Consider the following 22808-nt stretch of genomic DNA (forward strand, 5'->3'; position numbering starts at 1 on the left):
CCATCCTTCCACGTGGCCGGGACGGAACGCGATGTCCATTTCCCGCCGGTGCGCGGAGCGCCCGCGCGCGAGCCTGGACCCCATGAACGGCTGCACCGCACACCCCGTCCCACCGGCCACCCTCGACGAACTGCGCGCCACCGACGACGCGGGCCGCGTCCCCGCGCCCTTCACCGACGAAGCGGGCGGCGCACCCCTGCGCTGCTGCCTGCGCCACAGCGGCCCCGGCGAGCGGATCGTCCTCGTCTCCTACGCCCCGCTGCGCCGCTGGGCGGCGGCCACGGGCGCCGACCCGGGCCCCTACGACGAGCAGGGTCCCGTCTTCGTCCACGCCGAGCAGTGCGCGGGACCGCGGACGGACCGCCTCCCCTTCACCGACTCGCACCGCACCCTGCGCCGCTACTCCGCCGACGGGCGCATCCTGGGCGGGCGGCTCGTCGGGGACCCCGGCGCCTTCGCGTACGCGCTCCGGGAAGCGTTCGACGACCCGGCCGTGGCGTTCGTCCACGTCCGGGCCGTCGAGTACGGCTGCTTCCTCTACGAGGTGAGGCGGGGTTAGCCGGCGATCAGCCCTTCAGCTCCGCCGCCACCAGCTCCGCGATCTGCACCGCGTTCAGGGCCGCGCCCTTGCGCAGGTTGTCGTTGGAGACGAACAGGGCGAGGCCGTTGTCGACGGTCTCGTCCCGGCGGATACGGCCCACGTACGACGGGTCCTGACCGGCCGCCTGGAGCGGGGTCGGCACCTCGGTGAGCGCGACACCGGGGGCGCCGGCCAGCAGCTCCTTGGCGCGCTCCACGCTGAGCGGGCGGGCGAAACGGGCGTTGATCTGAAGGGAGTGGCCGCTGAAGACGGGCACCCGCACGCAGGTGCCGGACACCTTCAGCTCCGGGATCTCCAGGATCTTGCGGGACTCGTTGCGGAGCTTCTGCTCCTCGTCCGTCTCGTGCAGACCGTCGTCGACGATGGACCCGGCCAGCGGCAGCACGTTGTACGCGATCGGCGCCACGTACTTCTCCGGCTTCGGGAAGTCGGCGGCCGAACCGTCGTGGGTCAGCTTGGGTGCGTCGGCGCCCACCTTCTGGACCTGCTCGAACAGCTCGTCCACGCCGGCCAGGCCGGAACCCGACACCGCCTGGTAGGTGGCGACGACGAGGGCTTCGAGGCCCGCCTCCGCGTGCAGCGGACGCAGCACCGGCATCGCGGCCATCGTGGTGCAGTTCGGGTTGGCGATGATGCCCTTGGGGCGGTCGGCGATCGCGTGCGGGTTCACCTCGGACACCACGAGCGGGACCTCGGGGTCGCGGCGCCAGGCGGAGGAGTTGTCGATCACGACGGGGCCCTGCGAGGCGACCTTTTCGGCCAGTGCCTTGGAGGTGGCGCCGCCCGCGGAGAACAGCACGATGTCCAGTCCGGAGTAGTCGGCGGTGGCCGCGTCCTCCACCGTCACCCCGTCCAGCTCCTTGCCGGCGCTGCGCGCCGAGGCGAACAGCCGCAGCTCGGTGACCGGGAAGTCGCGCTCCGTGAGGATCCTGCGCATGACCGTGCCCACCTGACCGGTGGCTCCGACGATTCCGACCCTCACGGTGACTCCTTCTCCGTTCGTGCGCGTGTCCTCACGCGCGCTTTGCTCGGCCGAGACTTTTCCATCATGGGGCGAAGCCCGGCCCGCCTGTCCAATCCTTTGCGCGGTGTGCCCGCGCCTTGGGACGCCGAGGCTCGGTCCGCCCCTGCCCATCCCTCCCCGCCGCACACGACGATGTGACCTATGCCTCGCGCCGAAGGGCGACCGGGCGGGCGAACGTTTCGGGCGCCTCGTGCGTCCTAGGGGAAACGTGGCCGGGGGAGGAAATGGCTTTGCTGCGCAGAAGGGCCCGCCGCGGCCAGGGGGACGACGTCCGCGACGACCCCCTGGACGCGGCACAGGAACGCCGGGTGCGGGCGGTGCTCGCGCTCGGCGGGGTGCCGCAGACGGACCTGCTGGACGGGGTGCAGCAGGTCCGGCTGCGGCTGCTGGAGCGGACGGCCAGTGGTCGCGAGGCGCCGCGCGACGTGTCCGCCTGGGCGGCGGTCGTCGCCTCCAACCTGGCCATGGACTGGCACCGGGCCAGGCGCCGCCAGGACCGGCTCGGGGAACGCCTGGCCGCGTTGCGCCAGACGGAGCACCCCGGCGACGAGGACAGCAGTGTGCTGTCCCTGGCCGTCGCGCAGGGCCTGGACGAGCTGCCGGACGCCCAGCGCCAGGTCCTCGTCCTGCGCTTCTACGCCGACCTGCCGGTGCGCGGCATCGCCGAGGAGCTGGGCATCCCCGAGGGCACGGTCAAGAGCAGGCTGCACACGGCGGTACGGGCCCTGCGCGCCCGCCTGCACGAGGACGAGGTGGTGTGAGATGGCCGCCGAACAGCACCCCGGCGCGGACGACGCGCTGATGGCCGCGATCACGGGCGAGCCGCTGCCGCCGGACGCGGGCGCGGACGCCCAGGGCGAGTACCGGTCGGCGACGGCCGACGTGGCGCTGCTGCGGGAGCAGCTGAACCTGCTCGGCGACGCCCTGGGCGACGCCGTCCCGCAGGAGCGCGCGACGGCGACGGCGCAACCGGTGCGGGTCCCCGCACCGCGCCGCCGCCCCTTCCGCCTCGCCCTGGGCGTCCTGGCGGCGGCCTGCGCGGGGGTCGTCGTCGCGGGCCTGGGCTGGCTGGTGGTGCCAAGCGGCACCGGTGCCTCCGACGACGCGGCGAGCGGCAGCGCGGCCGACAAGTCCGCGGCCCGGCCAAAGGGCCCGTCCGCGGGCCAGGAGCCCGCCGTGGTCTTCGGCACCCCCCGGTACCTCGCCTGCGCCCGTCTGGTCGCCGAGGGCACGGTGACCGGCGCCGAACCGGTGCCGGGGGCCGCCCGGCACCGGATCACGCTCCGCGTGACGCGGGCCTACGCGCCCGGGGCGAGCACCGGGCCGACGACGACGTTCGTCCTGGACGACGGCCTTGCCCGGCTCGGCCCCGGCGACCGGGTCCTCGTCGGTGCCCTCCGGGACCGGCCCACCGCGGACGCGGTGATCACCGGCGACCGGAACATCGCCACCGCCCGTGCCCGGATCACCGCCTCCCTCCCCGAGGCCCGCACCCTCACCTGCCACTGACCGCGCCGCCACACGCGACGGGGCGGGCGCCCGGCATCGCGCCCGCCCCTTCCCGCACCCGCACCGGACCACGGCCCGACCGGCGCCGGCCGGACCGGCCCGGAATCCGGTCCCGTCCGACCGCTCCCCCTCGATCAACGGATCACCGTCCGGGGAGAGTTGTCCGACACCGGGGACGGCCCGTGACAACCCCGTGGCCCGTACGGCACCGGTGCGGGTGAAAAGGGGCCGAATCCCGTTCAACCGTCGCGGAGCGCGGCAACCCTCATGCGGTCGGTGCGGTCTCTCCCGGGACCGAGCAGTACCGAGGATGGGGGAAGACATGACCGTACGTGTACGTACCGCCCTGCTCGCGGCCACCGCCCTGGCCCTGTCGGCGGCCGTCGCGGGCCCCGCCGTGGCCGCGCCCGCCGCCACCGGCGGCCACGACGCCACCCGCCGGGCCCTGCGGGCGGCCGTCGAGGACGGAGTGCCCGGGGTCACCGCGAGCGCCCGCGACGGCCGCGGGACCTGGTCCGGGACCGCCGGAGTGGGCGATCTGCGCACCGGCGAGCCGCGCTCCGAGCGGGACCGCTACCGGGTCGGCAGCATCACCAAGACCTTCGTGGCCACCGTGCTGCTGCAACTGGAGGCCGAGGGCCGGCTCTCGCTCGACGACACGGTGGACGAGTGGCTGCCGGGCCTGGTCGCGGGCCACGGCCACGACGGCGGCCGGATCACCCTGCGCCAACTCCTCAATCACACCAGCGGCGTCTACGACTACACGGCCGACGAGGGGTTCGCCCGCGACCACTTCCTCAAGGACGGCTTCTTCGAGCACCGCCACGAGACGGTGACACCGCGCGAGCTGGTCGCGATCGCCATGGCCCACGAGCCGGACTCCGCACCCGGCGCCTCCTGGAACTACTCCAACACCAACTATGTCCTGGCCGGCCTGGTGATCGAGGCGGCCACCGGCCGCCCGTACGGCGAGGAGGTGCGCCGCCGGATCATCGAGCCGCTCGGGCTGCGCGCCACCTCCTTCCCGGGCACCCGCACGGGCCTGCCCGAGCCCAGCAGCCGGGCCTACTCCAAGCTGGCCCCGACGGCGACCGGCCCGACGTACGACGTCACGCGGCTGAACCCCTCCATCGCCGGCGCTTCGGGCGAGGCGATCTCCGACTCGGCGGACCTGAACCGCTTCTACACCGCCCTCTTCCGCGGCAGGCTGCTGCCCGCGCAGCAGTTCGCCGAGATGACGACCACGGTCCCCGCACGGGAGGACGCCGACTACGGGCTCGGACTGATCAAGCGTCGACTGGACTGCGGGGTGACGGTCTGGGGCCACGCCGGCGGCATCCACGGCTCCTCCTCGGAGGCGGTGACGACCGGGGACGGCCGGCACGCCCTCGCCCTCAACTTCAACGGCGACTGGTCCGGCGACGCCGAGGCGGTGATCGAGGCCGAGTTCTGCGACGGGTGAGCTGGGCCAAGGGCCCGCCGGACAGGCCCTAGCGGGGCAGCACCACGACGTACGCCGCGGGCTCCCGGTCCCCGGCCGCCATCAGTGCCGTGCGCACGACGGTCGCCTGGTGCTCCGGGGAGTCCCGCAGCTTGCGCGGGGTCAGGTGCACGACCGTGATCCCCAGCCGCTCCAGGTGCTCGCGCTTGCGGGCGTGCTCCGCCCGGTCGGCGTCGTCCTCCCGGTGGCGGTGCGCCCGGGTGTCCAGCTCCAGCGCCACCGCGTGCTCGGGCCAGAAGGCGTCCACGCCGCCCAGGTGGGGGCCGCCGGGCAGGCGCAGGTCGACGTTCCAGACCGGCTCGGGCAGGCCGTGCTCGCGCACCATCCGGTACAGCCGCTGCTCGGCCAGCGCCCGCCCCTCGGCGACCAGCGAGTCCACGGCGTCCACCACGTGCGGGCGGCTGAGCAGCCGAGCCCGGTTCAACTCCCTGACCAGCACGGCCGGTTCGCAGTGTCCGCCGCGCACCGCCTCGGTCAGCAGGCGGCGGACCGTGCCCGGGTCGGTCAGCTCCGCCACCGCGTCCGCCAGGGCCCGCGCCACCGGCGCCACCGGCACCCCGGTCAGCTCCACGGCGGTCGGCAGCGCGGTCGTGCGCACGACGCGCGCACAGCCCGTGGTGCGCAGCCTGCGCAGCCGCGGGACCAGGACGTCGATCCGCTCCAGGGACGACAGCGGGGGAGCGGCCGAGAAGCCGTGCAGCGTCAGCGCGGCCAGGCCGGTGATCATCGCCTCCGCGTAGGCCGGCACGGGCGGCTGCTCCCCGCCCGGCTGGACCGGCACGGAGACGCTCCCGCCCGCTGCCGCACCGCAGGAGCGGTCCCGCGCCGCGTAGAGCAGCACCGCGTGCAGGCGCTCGTCGCTGGTCGGTGGGCCAGGGTGCAGCAGCACGACGTTCGGGAGGAGTTGCTGCCAGGGACCGCCGGGCCGGCACTGCTCGTCGGTCTCCGCGGCGGAGACCCCGTGCGCCCGCAGCTGGGCGGCCGTCATCAGCCGACGCCGGCCGTCGGCCAGTTCGTGGAGCGGGCGGGGGCGCGGGGTGATCGGGGTGTTGTGCGTCATGACCGGCAATTTCCCGCGCCCGATCCGCCCCTTAACCCCTGTTACACACCCATCGCCGAACCGGGACAGGCCCGCCCTGAAGGACGCCTGTTCGGATGCCGATAACCCCTGGTCCGCCACAGTGCGGCCCAGGGGTTACGGCTGCTCCTGACCGGATTCCGTAACGACGACGGAGCGCTCGGTCATGGGCCAGGGCTCAGCGGTGCGGGGCCGGACGGCGCCGCACCGAGGGGCGCGGGGCCGTGTGCGGCTCCGCCGCGTGGGCGCGACCAGCCACGACCAAGCCGCGCCCGACGGCCGACAAAACCCCTACGCACCCCCGTCGCAGGCCTGCGCGCGCAACGCCCGCGCCAGATCGTCCCGAGCCTCCAGCACCAGCCTGCGCAGGGCCGGTGCCGCGTCCTCGTGCGCCGACAGCCACGCGTCGGTCGCGTCCAGCGTGTCCTGGGAGTCCCGCAGGGAGGGGAACAGGCCCCGGACCACGTCCATCCCGATCTGGATGGACCGCTCGGCCCACACCCGCTCGATCGCCGCGAAGTACTTCTCGGTGTACGGCGCGAGCAGCTCCCGCTGCGAGGGCTGCGCGAAACCGGCGATGGTCGCCTCCACCAGGGCGTTGGACAGCTTGTCCGACTCCACGACCTGCGCCCAGGCCTGCGCCTTGACCACGTCGGAGGGGCGCGAGGCCAGGCAGCGCACCTGGTGCCGCTTGCCGGAGGCGGTGTCGTCCCGGGCCAGTTCGGCCACCAGCACCGAGCCGTCGACCGCCCCGTGCGCGGACAGCGGGGTGAGGAAGGTCCACCGCAGTTCCTGGTCCACCTCCAGCCCGTCGATCTTCTCCGTGCCCTCCAGCAGACCCCGGAGCACCGCCAGGTCGGCCTCCTCGGCCGCCACCGACGCGAAGAACCGCGCCCACGCCAGCTGCTGCTCGCTGCCCGGCGCCGCGTCCCGCAGCTCGCGCAGCGCACCCTCGGCGAGCAGCCGACCGCCCGCCTCCCGCCACTCGGGGGCGGCGTAGTGCACCAGCGCCGCGCCGGTCCAGGCGTGCAGCATCTGCAGGACGCCGATGTCGGACTCGCGCCCCGCGAACCGCAGGACCAGCGCCGCGAAGTCCCGCGTCGGCAGCAGCGCGTCCCGCGTCATGTTCCACAGCGCCGACCAGCACAGGGCGCGGGCCAGCGGGTCGGTCAGCGCGCCCAGGTGCTCGCGCAGCGTCGCCAGCGAGGTGGCGTCGAAGCGCGTCTTGCAGTAGGTGAGGTCGTCGTCGTTGACCAGGACCAGCTCGGGCGCCTCGGCACCGGCCAGCTCCGCGACCACCGTGCGCGGCCCCTCGACGTCCACCTCGGCGCGCGCGTACCGCTCCAGCGCCCCCTCGGCCGTACGCCGGTACAGGCCCACCGCGACGCGGTGCGGGCGCAGTCGGGGGTGGTCCGCCGGGGTGGTCGCGGCCGCCTCCTGCACCACGGCCAGCTCGTCGACACGGCCCTCGGCGCTCAACAGCACCTGCGGGGTGAGCGAGTTGACGCCCGCCGTCTGGAGCCAGGAGCGCGACCAGGCCGCCATGTCCCGCCCGCTGGTCTCCTCCAGGACCGACAGCAGGTCGCCCAGGCGCGTGTTGCCGTACGCGTGCCGCTTGAAGTAGCGCCGCGCGCCCTCCAGGAACGCGTCCTGCCCGACGTACGCCACCAGTTGCTTGAGGGCGGAGGCGCCCTTGGCGTAGGTGATGCCGTCGAAGTTGAGCTTGGCGTCCTCCAGGTCACGGATGTCGGCCGTGATCGGATGGGTGGAGGGGAGCTGGTCGGCGCGGTAGGCCCACGCCTTGCGGCGGTTGGCGAAGGTGATCCAGGCGTCCTTGAAGCGGGTCGCGCCGACGTTGGCGAACGCGCCCATGAAGTCCGCGAAGGACTCCTTGAGCCACAGGTCGTCCCACCACTCCATGGTGACCAGGTCGCCGAACCACATGTGCGCCATCTCGTGCAGGATCGTGTTGGCGCGGCCCTCGTACGACGCCCGCGTCACCTTCCCGCGGAAGATGTACTCCTCCCGGAAGGTCACCATCCCCGGGTTCTCCATCGCGCCGAGGTTGTACTCGGGCACGAAGGCCTGGTCGTACTTCCCGAAGGGGTACGGGTAGTCGAAGTGGTCGTGGAAGAAGTCCAGGCCCTGCTTGGTGACCAGGAAGACGTCGTCCGCGTCGAAGTGCGGCGCGAGACCCTTGCGGCACATCGCCCCGAGCGGGATCTCCAGCCGCGTACCGTCCTCGAACACACGCTGGTAGGAGTCCGTGACGTAGTGGTACGGCCCCGCGACCACGCACGTGATGTACGTCGAGATCGGCTTCGTCTCCGCGAACCGCCACACCCCGTCGGCGAGCTCACCCGCGCCGTTGGACCACACCGTCCACTCCTCGGGCGCCCGCACCTCGAAGCGGAAGGGCGCCTTGAGGTCCGGCTGCTCGAAGCACGCGAAGACCCGCCGCGAGTCGGCCGGCTCGTACTGCGTGTACAGGTACACCTCGCCGTCCTCGGGGTCGACGAAGCGGTGCAGTCCCTCGCCGGTGCGGGAGTACGCGCACCGGGCGTCGACCACCAGCTCGTTGTCGGCGGCCAGGTCCTCCAGGGCGATCCGGGAGCCGTCGAAGACCTCGCTCGGGTCGAGGTCGCGGCCGTTCAGGGAGACGGCGGTGACGCTCGGGGCGATCAGGTCGGCGAAGCTGCTCGCGCCCGGCTCGTTGCAGCGGAAGCGGATCGTGGTGACGGACCGGAACGTGCGCGGCCCCTCACCCTGTGCCTCACCGACGGCCGAGCGCACGTCGAGGGACACCTCGTACCCGTCGACGGACAGCAGTGCGGCCCGCTCCCGGGCCTCATCGCGGGTCAGATTCTCACCGGGCACGGGCGGCACTCCCTCGGATGGTGTTCAGTATGTGGACAGCACCGATCCTGCCATGCGCCCCTGACGCCCGGCAGCCGGGAATGGGTGGGCCGGGCGGTCGGTTGCCCCGGAGAACGCTCGCTCGCGCAGCCTCATGAGGAGAGACATGTCGGAGAAGACGCCCGTCGACTTCTGGTTCGACCCCCTGTGCCCCTGGGCCTGGATGACCTCCCGCTGGGTCCTGGAGGTGGAGAAGGTCAGGGACATCGAGGTCCGCTGGCACCTGATGAGCCTCGCCGTCCTCAACGAGGACAAGCTCGACGAGCTGCCCGCCGAGTACCGCGAGATGCTGGAGGTCAAGGCCTGGGGTCCGGTCCGCGTCGTCATCGCGGCCCAGGAGGAGCACGGCCGCGAGGTGCTCGGCGACCTCTACACGGCGCTCGGCACCCGCATCCACAACCAGGAGGAGGGCCCGGGCCGGGAGACGGTGGCCGCCGCCCTCAAGGACGTCGGTCTGCCCGAGTCCCTCATGGACCACTGGGACGGCACCGCCTACGAGCCGCAGCTGCGCGCCTCCCACCAGGAGGGCATCGACAAGGTCGGCCAGGAGGTCGGCACCCCGGTCATCGCCGTGCCCGGCGCCGACGGCGAGCAGGTCGCCTTCTTCGGCCCGGTCGTCACCCCCGCCCCCAAGGGCGAGGAGGCCGCCAGGCTCTGGGACGGCACCCTCGCCGTGGCCTCCGTGCCGGGCTTCTACGAGATCAAGCGGACCCGCACCAAGGGCCCGGACTTCAGCAACCTGTAGGCCGCGCCCGCGCGCCCCGGCGCACAGGAAGCCCCCGCGAGTCACGTCCTCGCGGGGGCTTCCCTCATTCCGCCCGCCCGGTGAAGGTTGAGAAGACGATCACGAGGCAGGACGACCCGGAGGGCTCAGGGAGCCGGCAGCAGCGTGTTGGTGCGGGACCTGGCGGCCTCGTAGCGCCTGGCCACGTCCTGCCAGTTGACGACGGCCCACATGGCCTCGATGAAGTCGACCTTCTGGTTCTTGTACTGCAGGTAGAAGGCGTGCTCCCAGGCGTCGAAGACCAGGATCGGGGTGGACCCCTGGCCGACGTTGCCCTGGTGGTCGTAGATCTGCTCGACGATCAGCCGGCCGCTCAGCGGCTCGTACGCCAGCACGCCCCAGCCCGAGCCCTGGGTGGTCGCGGCGGCCTTGGTGAGCTGCGCCTGGAAACCGGCGAAGGAGCCGAAGGACTCGGCGATCGCGGCGGCCAGCTCGCCCACGCCGTCCTTCTCCAGGGGCTCGCCGCCGCCCTCGCCGGTCATGTTGTGCCAGTAGATCGAGTGCAGGATGTGGCCGGAGAGGTGGAAGGCCAGGTTCTTCTCCAGGCCGTTGATCGAGCCCCACGTCTCCTTGTCCCGCGCCTCGGCGAGCTGCTCCAGCGCGTCGTTGGCGCCCTTGACGTACGCCGCGTGGTGCTTGTCGTGGTGCAGCTCGATGATCTCGGGGCTGATCACGGGAGCCAGCGCCGAGTAGTCGTACGGCAGCTCAGGAAGCGTGTAGACGGACATGGCGGATCCCCTCCGGCCTCTTATTGCAAAAGCCTTGCAAGTGCACGCTAGCAGCAAGAGTGCTCGGAGGGGTGGAGGGGTGGGCCCGCGCACACGAAAGGGCCCCCGCACGAGTCCGTGCGGGGGCCCTCGGGGGAAGGCCGGTAGGTGACCCCGACCACCTCCAGGCGGGCGATCACGGCGTCGAACCGCTGGCCGCCCCCCGGCGCTGCCGGGCGTGGCCGAGGGCCGCCAGGGCCGGCGTCATCCCGCCCGTCGAGTACCGCTGCACCCGGGTGTCCGGTTCGCGGGCCATCGGCACGAACACCGCCGCCATGCCCGCCAGGGCCACCCAGGTCAGCCACGGGAAGCCCCACATGCGCACGACGACCCTCCCGGGCGCCTCCCGCTCCAGGCGGCGGCGCAGCCGCAGCTGCGAGGCGGCGATGAAGATCCAGACGACCAGGATGACCGCGCCGATCATGTTCAGCAGCCAGGCGAAGACGTCGTCCGGCCGCCAGGGAGCGGCTCGTCCGATGCGTGGGGGGACATGGGGCAAAAGCGCCCACAGTTTCCGGTCCCGTGCCGTCCGGCGGTGGCGGACGCCCACGATACGGACGGCCCGGATGCGGAATGTGATCGTCCGAATGCAGGGTTCCGCTTCCGGGTGACGCCCGCCTCACCCCCTCGGTGACCGGTGTCACCCCGGTCCAGGTGTATCCCGGGCCCTTTGTCGGGAGCCCACCAAGCCGACGAGCGGGCCTTTGTCGAGCGCTGCTGGTGATCGGCCCCCGCCACTGGGATAGCGTCGCGGTGTCCCGACATGTCCACACCACCGCGGAGTCCCCATGAGCACCGCTGCCGTATCCGCCCGCCGCTCCGGGCAGGTCCTCGCCGACCTCATCCCCTCCTCCCGAGTCAGGGACGTCGCGCTCGTGGCGGGCGGCGCCGTGTTCACCGGCGTCGCGGCCCAGATCGCGGTGCCCGTGCCCGGCTCCCCGGTGCCGGTGACCGGCCAGACCTTCGCGGCACTGCTGGTCGGCACCGCGCTCGGCGCCCGCCGCGGCCTGCTCTCCCTCGCGCTGTACGCCCTGGTCGGCATGGCGGGCATGCCGTGGTTCGCGGAGGGCGGCTCCGGCATCGCCGCCCCCTCCCTCGGCTACGTCTTCGGCATGCTGCTCGCCGCCGCGGCCGTGGGCGCCCTGGCCCGCCGCGGCGCCGACCGCTCGGTGCTGCGCACGGCCGGCACGATGCTGCTCGGCGAGGCGATCATCTACGCCGTCGGCGTGCCCTACCTGGCCCTCGCCGCCGACCTGTCCCTGACCGCGGCGATCGCGGCCGGCCTCACCCCGTTCCTGATCGGCGACGCGCTGAAGGCCGCGCTGGCGATGGGCGTCCTGCCCACCGCGTGGAAGCTGGTCGACAAGCGGTAACCGCCCCCGGGCCCACGCGAAGAGGCTCGCCGGAGCGCGACAGCGCCCCGGCGAGCCTCTCTCGTCTCCCGGCCGAGGTCAGCCCTTCCCGGCGGCGGCCTTCCGCGTCGCGGTGATCCGCTGCTTGACGAAGGCGACGACGAGGACCAGCGCGGCGACGAGCAGCGACAGCAGCACGGTGGTGCGCCCGTCGTGCTCGGTGTCGGTCAGCATGTAGCCCAGCACGAAGACGATCAGGGCGGCGGCGGCCCAGGTCAGATACGGGAACAGCCACATCCGCACCACCAGCTTCTCCGGCGTCTCGGCCTGGATGATCCGGCGCATCCGCAGCTGCGAGAAGCAGATCACCAGCCACACGAAGAGGGCGACGGCGCCGGAGGAGTTGACCAGGAAGAGGAAGACGGAGTCCGGGAACTCGTAGTTGAAGAACACGGCGACGAAGCCGAACACCACGGAGACCAGGATCGCCGTCCGCGGCACCCCGCGCCGGGTGGTGCGGGCGAAGGCCCCCGGCGCGTCCCCGCGCTCGCCGAGCGAGAAGGCCATGCGGGAGGCGGTGTAGAGCCCGGAGTTCAGACAGGACAGCACGGACGTCAGCACGATGAAGTTCATGATCTGACCGGCGTTCGCGATACCGAGCGAGTCGAGCGCCGCGACGTAGGAGCCCTTGTCGATGATCGACTGCGAGTCCCAGGGCAGCAGCGCGACCACGACGAAGATGGATCCCAGATAGAAGACGGCGATGCGCCAGATGATGCTGTTGGTCGCCTTGGTGACGGCCCGCTGCGGGTCCTCGGACTCACCGGCGGCGAGGGTGGGGATCTCGCTGCCCATGAAGGAGAAGACGACGAGCAGCACGCCGGTGAGGACGGCCCCGGCCCCGTTCGGCAGGAAACCGCCGTGTTCCGTCAGGTTCCCCAGCCCCGCCTGCTCGCTGTCCACGCCGGGCAGCACACCGAAGACGGCCAGGGCGCCGACGACGATGAACGCCGCGATGGCCACGACCTTGATCCCGGCGAACCAGAACTCGAACTCGCCGTAGGAGCCGACGGAGACGAGGTTGGTGGCGGTCAGCACGACCATCACGATCAGCGCCCACCCCCACTGGGGCACGGCGGGGATCCACCCTTCCAGGATCTTCGCCCCGGCCGTCGCCTCCACGGCCAGCACCACGACCCAGAAGAACCAGTAGAGCCACCCGATGGAGAACCCGGCCCAGGGCCCGAGCGCCCGGTCGGCGTGGGCGGAGAACGATCCGGAGGCGGGATGGGCGGCCGACATCTCCCCGAGCATCCGCATCACCAGCACCACGAGCGTGCCGACGAGGGCGTACGAGAGAAGGATGCCGGGTCCCGCGGTGGCGATCCCGGTACTGGAACCCACGAACAGCCCGGCTCCGATGACGCCGCCGATGGCGATCATCGAGAGATGGCGGTTCTTGAGTCCGGCCTGGAGTCCGGAACCGGGGCCCGCGGAACCCTCCTCGGGCTTGGTCAAGGTCGGCTGCGAAGTCATGGGGGGAGGGTTTCCTTTGCGCCGGTCGAGCACTTTCCCGTACGAGCGGTGTACGAGCCGGACCAGTGAAACGGAGGTGAACGGAATCGGGAACCTTTGAATCCGGATCGTTACTTGAGCTTTCCCTGAGCTTCCATAGTTTCACGTGCTCTTTTCGTCGCTGCCACCCGAAGAGTCCGCGTCGTGGCCCGCGTGTCACACTCGACGCATGCGCGTGTATCTCGGCTCGGACCATGCGGGCTTCGAACTCAAGAACCACCTCGTCGAATGGCTCGAGGCGGCGGGCCACGAGCCCGTCGACTGCGGCCCGCACCTCTACGACGCCCAGGACGACTACCCGCCCTTCTGCCTGCGCGCCGCCGAGCGCACGGCCGCGGACCAGGGCGCCCTCGGCATCGTGATCGGCGGCTCCGGCAACGGCGAGCAGATCGCGGCGAACAAGGTGAAGGGCGTGCGCGCGGCGCTGGCCTGGAGCGAGGAGACGGCGTCGCTGGGCCGCCAGCACAACAACGCCAACGTCGTCGCGATCGGCGCCCGTATGCACACGCGGGACGAGGCGACGAAGTTCGTCGAGACCTTCCTCACCACGCCGTTCTCCGGTGACGAACGCCACATCCGCCGCATCGGCATGCTCACGTCCTACGAGACGACGGGCGACCTCCCGCCCATCCCGCCCCACCACCCCCAGCAGTAGCGCCCCCACGCTCCCGGCCGCCTCCGGCCCCACCGCCGGAGGTGCGCCGGCGCGCACGCCTGTGCCGGCGCGTCCGGTGAACGGGGGGCGGAAGGTATGGAAAGGACGAACCCGTGCCAGAGGGCCACACGATCCACCGCCTGGCCCAGGACTACACCGCCGCCTTCGCCCGGACGGCGGTCCGCGTCACCAGCCCCCAGGGCAAGTTCGCCGACTCCGCGGCCCTGCTCGACGGCACCGTCCTGACCACCGCCGACGCCCACGGCAAGCACCTCTTCCTGGGCTTCGGCGCGGCTGAGGACGCGGCCGAGAGCCCCACCTGGGTCCACATCCACCTCGGCCTCTTCGGCAAGGTCACCTTCGGCCCCACCCCCGCGCCCCCGCCCACGGACACCGTCCGCCTGCGCCTCGCGGGCGACACCGCGTACGTCGACCTCCGCGGCCCCACCGCCTGCGCCCTGATCACGCCCCCGGAGAAGCAGGCGATACACGACCGCCTCGGCCCCGACCCCCTGCGCCCGGACGCCGACCCCGCGGCCGCCCACCGCCGGATCTCCCGCAGCCGCACCACCATCGCCGCGCTGCTCATGGACCAGAAGGTCGTCTCCGGCGTCGGCAACGTCTACCGCGCCGAGGTCCTCTTCCGCCACGGCATCGACCCGTACCGCCCCGGCAGGGACATCACCCGCGCCGAGTGGGACGCGATCTGGCAGGACCTCACCGCCCTGATGCGCGAGGGCGTGCGCAACAACCGCATCGACACCGTCCGCCCCGAGCACACCCCCGAGGCCATGGGTCGCCCGCCCCGCGTCGACGACCACGGCGGCGAGGTGTACGTCTACCGCCGGGCCAACCAGCCCTGCCACCTGTGCGGCGGCCCGGTCAGCACCGCCGACCTCGCCGCCCGCAACCTCTTCTGGTGCCCGACCTGCCAGCGGCGGTAGCTTCCCCCGTCAGAACCCGTGCGGCAGCCACGGCGCCACGTCCGAGCCGAACCCCACCGACGCCTGTGCCAGCGACCCGGACCGCACCTCGCGCACCCGCCCGGCCGCGGCCAGCGAACCGAGGCTCACACCTCCGAGATACGCCGCCCCCAACTCCCGTACGGACAACGCGAGATCGGCCGCGTCCGAGGTGCGCTCGCACGACGCCCCCTTCGCGTCGCCGCTCAGCCGCCAACGCCCCGCGTTCCAGGGGCAGAAGGCGTCCTCGACCTCGAACACCACGTCCACCGGCGCCTGGTAGGTCCGCGCCGCGAGCGCCGCCCCCACGTCCACCAGCCGGACGTACAACGCGTCCCGCAGCTCCGGCCGGCACCGCCGGATGTCCGACACCTGGTGCTGCCACGCCTCGTCGACCGGCCGCCCCCGCACCGCCAGCGTGGAGGTCAGGTCGACGTCGAACAGGAAGCGCCAGAGCGCCGCCCCGGTCGCCGGATCGAGGCCGGCCAGGTCGTCGAGGACCACCGTGCCCCCGGCCCCCTCGCGCCCCCAGGCCGGCCGCACCCGGAACCGCGCGTACCCGGTGACCTGGCCCTCCCGCCGGGCGACCACGCACTGCAGGGGCGAGGCGCCGTCCCGCCCGCTCTCCGGGTCCAGCAGCGCCGGCCGCTCCCAGCCGGGCCGCCGGGCCAGCATCCCGGGCCGCCCCGGCACCAGCCGCGCGTACACCGCCTCGCACGCGTCGAGCACGTCGGCGGGCGCCTCGTACCGCAGCCGTACGTCGTCCGTGCCGGCCGGCACCGACAGCCGGACCCGGCTCGTGTCGATCTCCGCGCTGAGCCCGAAGGTCGCGGCGCCGTACCCGAACCGGCCGTAGATCGCCGGTTCGGAAGCCGTCAGCACGGCCAGCGGCTCGCCCCAGGCCCGTACGTCGTCCAACTGCCGCCGCATCATCGACGTCAGGACGCCCCGGCGCCGGTGCGTGGCGGCGACGCTCACCATCGTCACGCCCGCCGCGGGCACCCGGGCACCGCCCGGCACGGTCAACCGGAAGTCGAACGCCCCCGCCGTCCCGACGCACGCGCCGCCCTCCCCCTCGCTCTCCCAGACCCCGATCGACCGGTCGACCCGCGTCAGCTCCCGGTACAGCTCCAACTCCTCGGCGGGCTCCGGAACCCCGCCGAAGGCACGGACGAGCGTCCCGTACCACCTGTCCCACTCGTCGCGCCGCAGTACCCGCAGCTCCGTCGTCACACCGCCGTCGTCACTCCTGGAGCGTTCCATGCAGCATGCGTACCAGGGCCGCGCGAGCGGGGCGAGACAATTTCCGCAGGGTTGCGGCGCGCGAGCCGTTCGTGAAGTTCACTGTGAAGTCCGGCCTCGGACGGGGGACAAGTGGGACCTCCCGTGCCAAGCGGCCGGTCCGATGGATAGGGTCCCGAACTAATGGCAGCAGGACGACAGCGGCGCGCGGAGGCCGAGACGTTCACGGCCCGGTGGAAGAAGCAGTGGCACCGGGCCCGCGTCGGCGTGCGCCGAGCCGCCGTCGACTACTTCCGCGGCGACGGTTCGGACTGGATCGCGCTCGCCGGACTGCTGGTGACGATCCCCGTCATCGCGGCCACCACGATGGCCAACTCCGTGTGGTGCTCGCCCTCCGCGCTCGTCATCCCGATCGTCGCGGGCGGCCTGCTGCTGCGCCCGGCCAGCCTGCTCGGCCTGTACGCCGCGGCGGCCACCGCGCTGATCGTGGAGTCCGTGCAGCTCGGCCCGTACACCGAGGGCCCCTCCAGGGTCACCCCCGGTGTGGTCCTGGTGGTCGCGGCCTGCGGCTTCTTCGGGCTTCTCGTCGCCCAGTTCCGCAGCCGGGTCGGTGTGCCCTGGCGGCGCGGCGGCACCATGCTCTTCGACCTGCGCGAACGCATCCGCGTCCAGAGCAAGCTGCCCAATCTGCCCAAGGGCTGGCACCGCGAGATGGCGCTGCGCCCGGCGGGCGGGCAGTCCTTCTCCGGCGACTTCGTCGTCGCGGCCCGGACGAACGGCGGGCGGACGCTGGAGGTCGTCCTCACCGACGTCTCCGGCAAGGGCATGGACGCGGCCTCGCGCGCCCTGCTGCTGTCGGGGGCCTTCGGCGGACTGCTGGGCAGCCTGCCCCCGCACGCCTTCCTGCCGGCCGCCAACGGCTATCTGCTCCGCCAGGACTGGGACGAGGGCTTCGCCACCTCCATCCACCTCGTCCTCGACCTCGACTCCGGCGACTACGAGCTGTACTCGGCCGGGCATCCGCCGGGCCTCCAGCTCAGCGCCGGCACCGGCCGCTGGGAGGAGAAGTCGGCCGAGGGACCGCTGCTCGGCGTGTACGACGGCGCCCAGTTCGACCAGGTGAAGGGCTCCCTGCGGCCCGGGGACGTGCTGATGCTCTTCACGGACGGCCTGGTGGAGACCTCCGAACGGGACATCGCCGAGGGCATCGACCGCCTCACCGGCGAGGCCGACCGCTATGTCGCGGGCGGCTTCCACGGCGCGGCCTGGCATCTGATCGAGGCGGTGGCCAAGGACGTCAACGACGACCGGGCGCTGCTGCTGATCTCCCGCGAGGGCCCCGCCGCCCAGCCCGCACCGGCCACGGACTGAGGCCCCGCGCCCGCACCGACATACTGGGCCCATGCCCCAGGACTTCGGACCGCCCGCCCCGACGCTCTCCCTGGCCGAGGTCGAGGCCACCGCACGCGCCGCCCACGCCGGACAGCGGGACAAGGCGGGCCGGCCGTACGCCGAACACCTGCGGGCCGTCGCCGAGGGCGTACGGGCGCGCGGCGGCGACGACGAGCAGATCGCGGCCGCCTGGCTGCACGACGCCGTCGAGGACGACGCGCTGACCGGGCGTTGGCTGGACGAGGCGCCGCTGAGCCGCCGTACCAAGGACATCGTCCTGGCCCTCACCAGGCGGGCGGGGGAGCCGCCCGAGGCGTACGCCGCGCGGATCCTGGCCACCCCCGGCGCTCGGCTGGTCAAGGAGGCGGACCTGGCGCACAACGCCGACCCCGGGCGGCTGGCCGTCCTCGACGAGGCCACCCGCACACGACTGGCCGAGAAGTACACGCGCATGCGCGCCCTCCTCGGCCAGGGGTGACCCGCCGGTCCTAGACGGAGACCTTCTCGCCGCTGCCGTTCGGCGCGGCGGACGCGGCGGCCGGGTCGCGCGCCTCGGACCGCTCGGGCTTCGCACGGCCCCGGGCGGCGTCGCCCGGAACCCGCCTGAAGGCCCAGTCCATCCTCGGTTCGACCACGAACCGGAGCGCCCGCTGGACGGGCCTGGTGCACAGCAGGGTGACGGCGGCGGCGCCGAGGACGGTGAGCCCGATCTCACCGAGCGGCGTGTCCAGGAAGGAGTGCTGGAACCAGCCGGCGTAGCTGCCCTCCTTCACCAGGAAGCCGTGCAGCAGATAGCCGTAGATCGTGCCGGCGCCGAGCGCCGTGAACCACATGCGCCGGCCGGGCACCCAGGCGAAGAAGCACGCGGTCAGCACCACGGAGCAGCCGAAGAGCGCCAGCGTCAGCACGGGCCCCGACCACCAGGGTGCACCCGTCTCCTGCATGGCGGCGTTGCGGTAGAACCAGCCGGTCTCCATGCGCGGCACCGACCACCAGGCGACCAGCAGGGCCGCCGCGACCACCGGCACGGACAGGATCCGCACCGAACGGCGCCGCACCAGCCGGAAGTGTTCGGGGCGCAGCACCAGACCCAGCACGAAGCACGGCAGGAACTGCAACACCCGCTGCATGTTCAGGTCGTTGCCGACGCTGGGCGTCACGGAGGCCAGCGCGGCGATGCACAGGGCGATCGGGAGCGGCCGGCGGACCGTCTGCCAGATCGGGGTGGTCAGCCGCCAGACGAACAGCGCGCACAGGAACCACAGGAGGTAGGTGGGGTCCAGCAGGCTGAAGTCGCTCTGCGGGTCCTCGCTGACGCGGCGGTGCAGCGTGTAGGCGACCTCGAAGACGAGGTAGGGGACGGCGACCCCGGTGATCAGCCGTCGGACGCGCTTGGGGCTGAGGTCGAAACTGCGCGAGAAGTAGCCGGAGATGACGATGAACGCCGGCATGTGGAACGTGTACAGGACCCGGTAGAGGGTCTCCACGGTCCGGTTCCCGTCCAGGATCTGACCCCAGGCGTGCCCCACACCGACCAGCACGATCGCCAGGTACTTGGCGTTGTCGAAGAACGCGTCGCGCTGCCGGCTCGGCGGGGAGGGAGGGGACGACGGCGACTTCCGGTCGCCGTGAGGTCGCAGCGAGCTAGTCATGCGACCCCCGCCGAGAACTCGGCGAGCGGTCGCAGGACCTCGCTGCTCTGGTGGGGGACGAGGCAGCGTAGAACATCTGAGGCACCCTAGCGTTCTGTGTGGGATTCCGTAAAACCCTCGACGTCATTCCTGTAATTCGGGTCTTGAGCGGGGCTTCCAATGCGGTACGAGTACCGTTCGAGTACCCCCGAATTTCCGGAACCCGGCCTCTTTGACGGCGTGACGGCCCCCACAACCCGCCCGGCCGCCGCGCGGCCAAGCCCCTCCCGGGGCGCCCCACTTGTCGTGACACGTCATGACTAAAGACCGCATAAGTCCGGCGGGCGACTCCGCTGGAATGTCCGCTTCAATGCGCTTACGGGTCTCATGGTGATCCTGTGATCTCCCTGTGACGACCCTGTCGGCGCACCCGTCGGCGCGTCACCGATGTCAATGCCGATGTGTCCGCCGCGACAATTCGAAATATCTGCGAACGCGTTGTGTGGACATGGAAACGAAGTGGCGCCAATTCCCCGCACGAGTGGCCCGTCGAAATTCCGTCCGGGGCGCGAGGGCGGGGCGCGCCCGCGTACGCGGGGGAGTGCGCCACCCACGGAACCGGCCGGACGATGTGTCACCCGCCGCATGAGGAGGCCCGGTTGGTGGCACGATGGTTCTGGCGGGGGTGTGCGGTGCCGCACCTCCGGGCGGTAGTGCGGACCGACCGAGGGTGTGATCAGTTGTGGCCATTTCACTGTCAGTGGTGCTGCTGTTGGGGATCATCCTGGTGGTGCTGCTGCGGGGAGGGTCGATCAAGGCGGGGCCGGCGGTCGTCGCGGTCCTCTTCGGCTTCTTCCTCGCCTCGACCGGCATGGCCGACGACATCCAACGCTTCCTGGACTCGATAGCGGACACGATCAACTCGATCCAGTTCTAGCCGCACAAAGGCCTCCGGCCCGATCCCCTGGGGGACCGGGCCGGAGGCCTCTCGGAGCGGGCGACGGGAATCGAACCCGCGTAGCCAGTTTGGAAGACTGGGGCTCTACCATTGAGCTACGCCCGCACAGCTGGCGCCGCGGGTCGGTGACCGCGGCACTGCACGCATCGTAGCGGGTCGTCCCCCCTCGCCGCACACCCCTTCCGGCCGACGCCGGACCTTCCCGGGCGCGCGGGAAAGTCTGCGGCCCCCGGCACGGGGGGCATGTACCCTACGTGTCGCACCAGACGGGGTGTGGCGCAGCTTGGTAGCGCGTCCGCTTTGGGAGCGGAAGGCCGTGGGTTCAAATCCCGCCACCCCGACCACCGACCGATCCACTGACCGATCCACCGAGTGATCGCCTTTTGGGCCGTGTAGTCGCTGCCGTTACTATGCAAGCTGCACGCCCGTGTGTCATCAGCGTCTGAAGTCTCCGGGCGGCGTAATTTGCCGGACACTCTCTGGTTCCGGCAGAACCCAAGAAGTCAGCCACCAAGGAGACCGAACCGTGAAGAGCGCCGTGGAGACCCTGAACCCGACCCGGGTTCGGCTCACTGTCGAGGTGCCCTTCGAGGAGCTCAAGGACAGCCTCGACGCGGCGTACAAGAAGATCAACCAGCAGGTCACGGTGAAGGGCTTCCGCAAGGGCAAGATCCCGGCCCGAGTCATCGACCAGCGGTTCGGCCGCGGTGCGGTTCTGGAGGAGGCGGTCAACGACGCGCTTCCGAAGTTCTACACCGACGCGGTCAACGAGGCCGAGCTGAACCCGCTCGGCCAGCCCGAGGTCGACATCACGGAGCTGAAGGACGGCGAGACGCTGAACTTCACCGCCGAGGTCGACATCCGCCCCGCCATCGAGATCCCGGACTACTCCGGCATCGAGGTCGAGGTCGACGCCGTCGAGGTCAGCGACGAGGACGTCGAGAAGTCGGTGGAGCAGCTGCGCGAGCGCTTCGCCTCCACCTCCCCGGTCGAGCGCGCCGCCGCGGACGGCGACGTGATCACCATCGACCTGCAGGCCAAGGTCGACGGCGAGGTCCTCGAGGACGGCGTCGCCGACGGCGTGTCCTACACCATCGGCTCCGGCGAGCTGCTGGACGGCATCGACGAGGCCGTGAAGGGCCTGGAGGCCGGTGGCGAGGCCACCTTCGCCTCCGAGCTCAAGGGCGGCTCGGCGGCCGGCAAGGAGGCCGAGGTCACCGTCAAGGTCACCCAGGTCGCCGCGCGCGAGCTGCCCGAGCTGGACGACGACTTCGCGCAGCTCGCGTCGGAGTTCGACACGCTGGAGGAGCTGCGGGCCGACAGCCGCAAGCGCCTGGCCAACATGAAGCAGTACGACCAGGCCACGCAGGCCCAGGAGCGCGTCCTGGACAAGCTGCTCGACCTGGTCGAGGTCCCGGTCCCCGAGAAGCTCCTCGAGGACGAGATCAACACCCGTAAGCACAACCTCGAGCACCACCAGCTCGGCCAGATGGGCCTCGACCTCGAGAAGTACCTGGAGCTCCAGGGCAAGACCGCCGAGGAGTTCGAGACCGAGACCCGCGAGGCCGCGGTCAAGGGCATCAAGACCCAGTTCGTCCTCGACGAGCTGGTCAAGCAGGAGAAGCTCAACGTCAGCCAGGAAGAGCTGACCGAGCACCTCATGCGCCGCGCCGCCTCCTCCGGCATGTCCCCCGACCAGTTCGCCCAGGCCGTCGTCGAGCAGGGCCAGGTCCCGCTCCTCGTCGGCGAGGTCGCCCGCGGCAAGGCCCTGGCCTCCGTGGTCGAGAAGGCCACGGTCAAGGACACCAACGGCGAGATCGTCGACCTGGACGACGAGGAGGACGAGGAGACGGAGGCCCCCGAGGCCGCCGCCGAGTCCACCGACGCCGAGAAGGCCGACGACAAGGCCGAGGAGAAGACCGAGGGCTGATCCCCTCGCGCCGTCCCCGACGGATGTGGAACGGGCCCCGGACGTTTTGACGCCGGGGCCCGTTCGTCGTACGGCCCGCGGTCGCACCCGCGCCCTGCGTACCGCTACGCCCGAGGCGAACACCCGCAGAACCGGGATGGCACCGGAGGGCCACCGCGTTAGGGTCCATGAATACGAGGGCAGGGGAGTCCCGGAAAGCGGCTCCAGCCCCGCAGGGAAACGTGAGACGGCCCGGCGCCGTCGTAAGACGAGCAGGTGGATACGTGACGAATCTGATGCCCTCAGCCGCCGGCGAGCCCTCTATCGGTGGCGGCCTCGGCGACCAGGTCTACAACCGACTGCTCGGCGAGCGGATCATCTTCCTCGGCCAGCCGGTCGACGACGACATTGCCAACAAGATCACCGCACAGCTGCTGCTCCTTGCCTCCGACCCGGACAAGGACATCTTCCTGTACATCAACAGCCCGGGCGGTTCGATCACGGCCGGCATGGCGATCTACGACACCATGCAGTACATCAAGAACGACGTGGTGACGATCGCGATGGGTCTCGCGGCCTCCATGGGGCAGTTCCTGCTCAGCGCGGGCACCCCCGGCAAGCGCTTCGCGCTGCCGAACGCCGAGATCCTGATCCACCAGCCGTCCGCCGGCCTCGCCGGTTCGGCCTCGGACATCAAGATCCACGCCGAGCGGCTGCTGCACACCAAGCGGCGCATGGCCGAGCTGACCTCCCAGCACACCGGCCAGACGATCGAGCAGATCACCCGCGACTCGGACCGCGACCGCTGGTTCGACGCCTTCGAGGCCAAGGAGTACGGCCTCATCGACGACGTCATCGCCACGGCCGCCGGCATGCCGGGCGGCGGCGGCACGGGCGCCTGAGCCATCCCCCGCCCCGAGCCGACCGCCTCAGCCCCTTTACAGGAGACACT

At 71.9% G+C, this 22808-nt stretch carries 20 protein-coding genes, 2 tRNA genes and 1 pseudogene; 14 read left to right on the forward strand and 9 right to left on the reverse strand.

The genetic code is table 11. The features are described 5' to 3' along the window. Positions 1-82 precede the first annotated feature (82 nt). A complete protein-coding gene (locus tag IE94_RS0121620) occupies positions 83-559 on the forward strand; it encodes a DUF1203 domain-containing protein (RefSeq protein WP_030186812.1) in 477 nt (158 codons plus the stop codon). Positions 560-566: 7 nt separating this feature from the next. Here IE94_RS0121620 and IE94_RS0121625 read toward each other — a convergent pair whose 3' ends face one another. Continuing rightward, positions 567-1583 carry an aspartate-semialdehyde dehydrogenase gene (locus IE94_RS0121625; protein WP_030186813.1) on the reverse strand — a complete coding sequence of 339 codons (1017 nt, stop codon included), beginning with the start codon at positions 1581-1583 and terminating at the stop codon, positions 567-569. A gap of 266 nt (positions 1584-1849) precedes the next feature. On the opposite strand from IE94_RS0121625, the gene IE94_RS0121630 reads away from it, so the two are divergent. The 3 genes from IE94_RS0121630 to IE94_RS0121640 all read left to right on the forward strand — a co-directional run bounded on the left by IE94_RS0121630 (position 1850) and on the right by IE94_RS0121640 (position 4596). Continuing rightward, positions 1850-2386 (forward strand): RNA polymerase sigma factor, encoded by a 537-nt coding sequence (locus IE94_RS0121630; protein ID WP_030186815.1) that lies wholly within the window; start codon positions 1850-1852, stop codon positions 2384-2386. 1 nt (position 2387) lies between these two features. After that, positions 2388-3134 carry a hypothetical protein gene (locus tag IE94_RS0121635; protein ID WP_030186816.1) on the forward strand — a complete coding sequence of 249 codons (747 nt, stop codon included), beginning with the start codon at positions 2388-2390 and terminating at the stop codon, positions 3132-3134. A 322-nt stretch (positions 3135-3456) separates the two neighbouring features. Then, positions 3457-4596, forward strand: coding sequence for a serine hydrolase domain-containing protein (locus IE94_RS0121640; protein ID WP_030186817.1), 1140 nt, complete (start codon positions 3457-3459; stop codon positions 4594-4596). A 28-nt stretch (positions 4597-4624) separates the two neighbouring features. Here IE94_RS0121640 and IE94_RS0121645 read toward each other — a convergent pair whose 3' ends face one another. Together IE94_RS0121645 and pepN are read right to left on the reverse strand one after the other, a co-directional pair. After that, positions 4625-5695 (reverse strand): hypothetical protein, encoded by a 1071-nt coding sequence (locus IE94_RS0121645; protein WP_030186819.1) that lies wholly within the window; start codon positions 5693-5695, stop codon positions 4625-4627. Positions 5696-6004: 309 nt separating this feature from the next. Continuing rightward, a complete protein-coding gene (gene pepN / locus IE94_RS0121650) occupies positions 6005-8590 on the reverse strand; it encodes an aminopeptidase N (protein WP_030186821.1) in 2586 nt (861 codons plus the stop codon). Between the two features lie 145 nt (positions 8591-8735). Here pepN and IE94_RS0121655 point away from each other — a divergent pair, with 145 nt between their 5' ends. Next, complete coding sequence (locus IE94_RS0121655; RefSeq protein WP_030186823.1) at positions 8736-9374, forward strand: mycothiol-dependent nitroreductase Rv2466c family protein; 639 nt, start codon at positions 8736-8738, stop codon at positions 9372-9374. A gap of 125 nt (positions 9375-9499) precedes the next feature. Here the strand turns inward: IE94_RS0121655 and IE94_RS0121660 are convergent, their stop codons facing one another. Together IE94_RS0121660 and IE94_RS0121665 are read right to left on the reverse strand one after the other, a co-directional pair. Then, a complete protein-coding gene (locus IE94_RS0121660; protein ID WP_030186825.1) occupies positions 9500-10141 on the reverse strand; it encodes a superoxide dismutase in 642 nt (213 codons plus the stop codon). Between the two features lie 175 nt (positions 10142-10316). After that, a pseudogene (locus IE94_RS0121665) lies at positions 10317-10640 on the reverse strand (amino acid transporter); the annotation flags it as partial. 328 nt (positions 10641-10968) lie between these two features. Here IE94_RS0121665 and IE94_RS0121670 point away from each other — a divergent pair. Next, positions 10969-11553, forward strand: coding sequence for a biotin transporter BioY (locus IE94_RS0121670; protein WP_030186827.1), 585 nt, complete (start codon positions 10969-10971; stop codon positions 11551-11553). 78 nt (positions 11554-11631) lie between these two features. Here the strand turns inward: IE94_RS0121670 and IE94_RS0121675 are convergent, their stop codons facing one another. Next, on the reverse strand, positions 11632-13068 hold the full coding sequence (locus IE94_RS0121675) for an amino acid permease (RefSeq protein ID WP_030186828.1): 1437 nt from the start codon (positions 13066-13068) through the stop codon (positions 11632-11634). 208 nt (positions 13069-13276) lie between these two features. Here IE94_RS0121675 and IE94_RS0121680 point away from each other — a divergent pair, with 208 nt between their 5' ends. Both IE94_RS0121680 and IE94_RS0121685 read left to right on the forward strand, forming a co-directional pair. Next, on the forward strand, positions 13277-13762 hold the full coding sequence (locus tag IE94_RS0121680; protein WP_030186829.1) for a ribose-5-phosphate isomerase: 486 nt from the start codon (positions 13277-13279) through the stop codon (positions 13760-13762). Positions 13763-13875: 113 nt separating this feature from the next. Beyond that, the gene (locus IE94_RS0121685; RefSeq protein ID WP_030186831.1) at positions 13876-14706 is read left to right on the forward strand and encodes an Fpg/Nei family DNA glycosylase; all 831 of its coding nucleotides are present in this window, start codon (positions 13876-13878) and stop codon (positions 14704-14706) included. Between the two features lie 9 nt (positions 14707-14715). On the opposite strand, the gene IE94_RS0121690 is transcribed toward IE94_RS0121685, so the two are convergent. Then, positions 14716-15987 carry a GNAT family N-acetyltransferase gene (locus IE94_RS0121690; RefSeq protein ID WP_051777592.1) on the reverse strand — a complete coding sequence of 424 codons (1272 nt, stop codon included), beginning with the start codon at positions 15985-15987 and terminating at the stop codon, positions 14716-14718. A gap of 162 nt (positions 15988-16149) precedes the next feature. Here IE94_RS0121690 and IE94_RS0121695 point away from each other — a divergent pair, with 162 nt between their 5' ends. Both IE94_RS0121695 and IE94_RS0121700 read left to right on the forward strand, forming a co-directional pair. Beyond that, entirely contained in the window at positions 16150-17337 is a 1188-nt protein-coding gene (locus IE94_RS0121695) for a PP2C family protein-serine/threonine phosphatase (protein WP_030186834.1), read from the forward strand. A 31-nt stretch (positions 17338-17368) separates the two neighbouring features. After that, positions 17369-17836: an HD domain-containing protein gene (locus IE94_RS0121700; protein WP_030186835.1), complete on the forward strand. Its 468-nt coding sequence runs from the start codon at positions 17369-17371 to the stop codon at positions 17834-17836. A 10-nt stretch (positions 17837-17846) separates the two neighbouring features. Here the strand turns inward: IE94_RS0121700 and IE94_RS0121705 are convergent, their stop codons facing one another. Further along, a complete protein-coding gene (locus IE94_RS0121705; RefSeq protein ID WP_030186836.1) occupies positions 17847-19010 on the reverse strand; it encodes an acyltransferase family protein in 1164 nt (387 codons plus the stop codon). A 721-nt stretch (positions 19011-19731) separates the two neighbouring features. Between IE94_RS0121705 and IE94_RS0121710 the strand changes: the two genes are divergently transcribed. Next, complete coding sequence (locus IE94_RS0121710) at positions 19732-19926, forward strand: hypothetical protein (RefSeq protein ID WP_003976178.1); 195 nt, start codon at positions 19732-19734, stop codon at positions 19924-19926. A gap of 55 nt (positions 19927-19981) precedes the next feature. On the opposite strand, the gene IE94_RS0121715 is transcribed toward IE94_RS0121710, so the two are convergent. Further along, positions 19982-20052: transfer RNA gene (locus tag IE94_RS0121715), tRNA-Gly, on the reverse strand. Between the two features lie 162 nt (positions 20053-20214). Here IE94_RS0121715 and IE94_RS0121720 point away from each other — a divergent pair. The 3 genes from IE94_RS0121720 to IE94_RS0121730 all read left to right on the forward strand — a co-directional run bounded on the left by IE94_RS0121720 (position 20215) and on the right by IE94_RS0121730 (position 22758). Next, positions 20215-20291, forward strand: a tRNA-Pro gene (locus IE94_RS0121720). Positions 20292-20473: 182 nt separating this feature from the next. Continuing rightward, positions 20474-21877: a trigger factor gene (gene tig, locus IE94_RS0121725; protein WP_030186842.1), complete on the forward strand. Its 1404-nt coding sequence runs from the start codon at positions 20474-20476 to the stop codon at positions 21875-21877. 275 nt (positions 21878-22152) lie between these two features. Next, the gene (locus IE94_RS0121730; RefSeq protein WP_030186848.1) at positions 22153-22758 is read left to right on the forward strand and encodes an ATP-dependent Clp protease proteolytic subunit; all 606 of its coding nucleotides are present in this window, start codon (positions 22153-22155) and stop codon (positions 22756-22758) included. Positions 22759-22808: the final 50 nt, after the last annotated feature.

The sequence above is a fragment of the Streptomyces violaceorubidus genome (assembly GCF_000717995.1).
Lineage (GTDB): Bacteria > Actinomycetota > Actinomycetes > Streptomycetales > Streptomycetaceae > Streptomyces > Streptomyces violaceorubidus.

Bases quoted from the DNA above. Each gene is read 5' to 3' on its own strand.
- IE94_RS0121680 (WP_030186829.1), top strand. From the start codon at position 13,277: ATGCGCGTGTATCTCGGCTCGGACCATGCGGGCTTCGAACTCAAGAAC.
- IE94_RS0121705 (WP_030186836.1), bottom strand. From the start codon at position 19,010: ATGACTAGCTCGCTGCGACCTCACGGCGACCGGAAGTCGCCGTCGTCC.
- IE94_RS0121660 (WP_030186825.1), bottom strand. From the start codon at position 10,141: ATGTCCGTCTACACGCTTCCTGAGCTGCCGTACGACTACTCGGCGCTG.
- IE94_RS0121630 (WP_030186815.1), top strand. From the start codon at position 1,850: ATGGCTTTGCTGCGCAGAAGGGCCCGCCGCGGCCAGGGGGACGACGTC.
- IE94_RS0121655 (WP_030186823.1), top strand. From the start codon at position 8,736: ATGTCGGAGAAGACGCCCGTCGACTTCTGGTTCGACCCCCTGTGCCCC.
- IE94_RS0121690 (WP_051777592.1), bottom strand. From the start codon at position 15,987: ATGGAACGCTCCAGGAGTGACGACGGCGGTGTGACGACGGAGCTGCGG.
- IE94_RS0121670 (WP_030186827.1), top strand. From the start codon at position 10,969: ATGAGCACCGCTGCCGTATCCGCCCGCCGCTCCGGGCAGGTCCTCGCC.
- IE94_RS0121695 (WP_030186834.1), top strand. From the start codon at position 16,150: ATGGCAGCAGGACGACAGCGGCGCGCGGAGGCCGAGACGTTCACGGCC.
- IE94_RS0121620 (WP_030186812.1), top strand. From the start codon at position 83: ATGAACGGCTGCACCGCACACCCCGTCCCACCGGCCACCCTCGACGAA.
- IE94_RS0121700 (WP_030186835.1), top strand. From the start codon at position 17,369: ATGCCCCAGGACTTCGGACCGCCCGCCCCGACGCTCTCCCTGGCCGAG.
- IE94_RS0121675 (WP_030186828.1), bottom strand. From the start codon at position 13,068: ATGACTTCGCAGCCGACCTTGACCAAGCCCGAGGAGGGTTCCGCGGGC.
- IE94_RS0121635 (WP_030186816.1), top strand. From the start codon at position 2,388: ATGGCCGCCGAACAGCACCCCGGCGCGGACGACGCGCTGATGGCCGCG.
- IE94_RS0121645 (WP_030186819.1), bottom strand. From the start codon at position 5,695: ATGACGCACAACACCCCGATCACCCCGCGCCCCCGCCCGCTCCACGAA.
- IE94_RS0121730 (WP_030186848.1), top strand. From the start codon at position 22,153: ATGCCCTCAGCCGCCGGCGAGCCCTCTATCGGTGGCGGCCTCGGCGAC.
- IE94_RS0121640 (WP_030186817.1), top strand. From the start codon at position 3,457: ATGACCGTACGTGTACGTACCGCCCTGCTCGCGGCCACCGCCCTGGCC.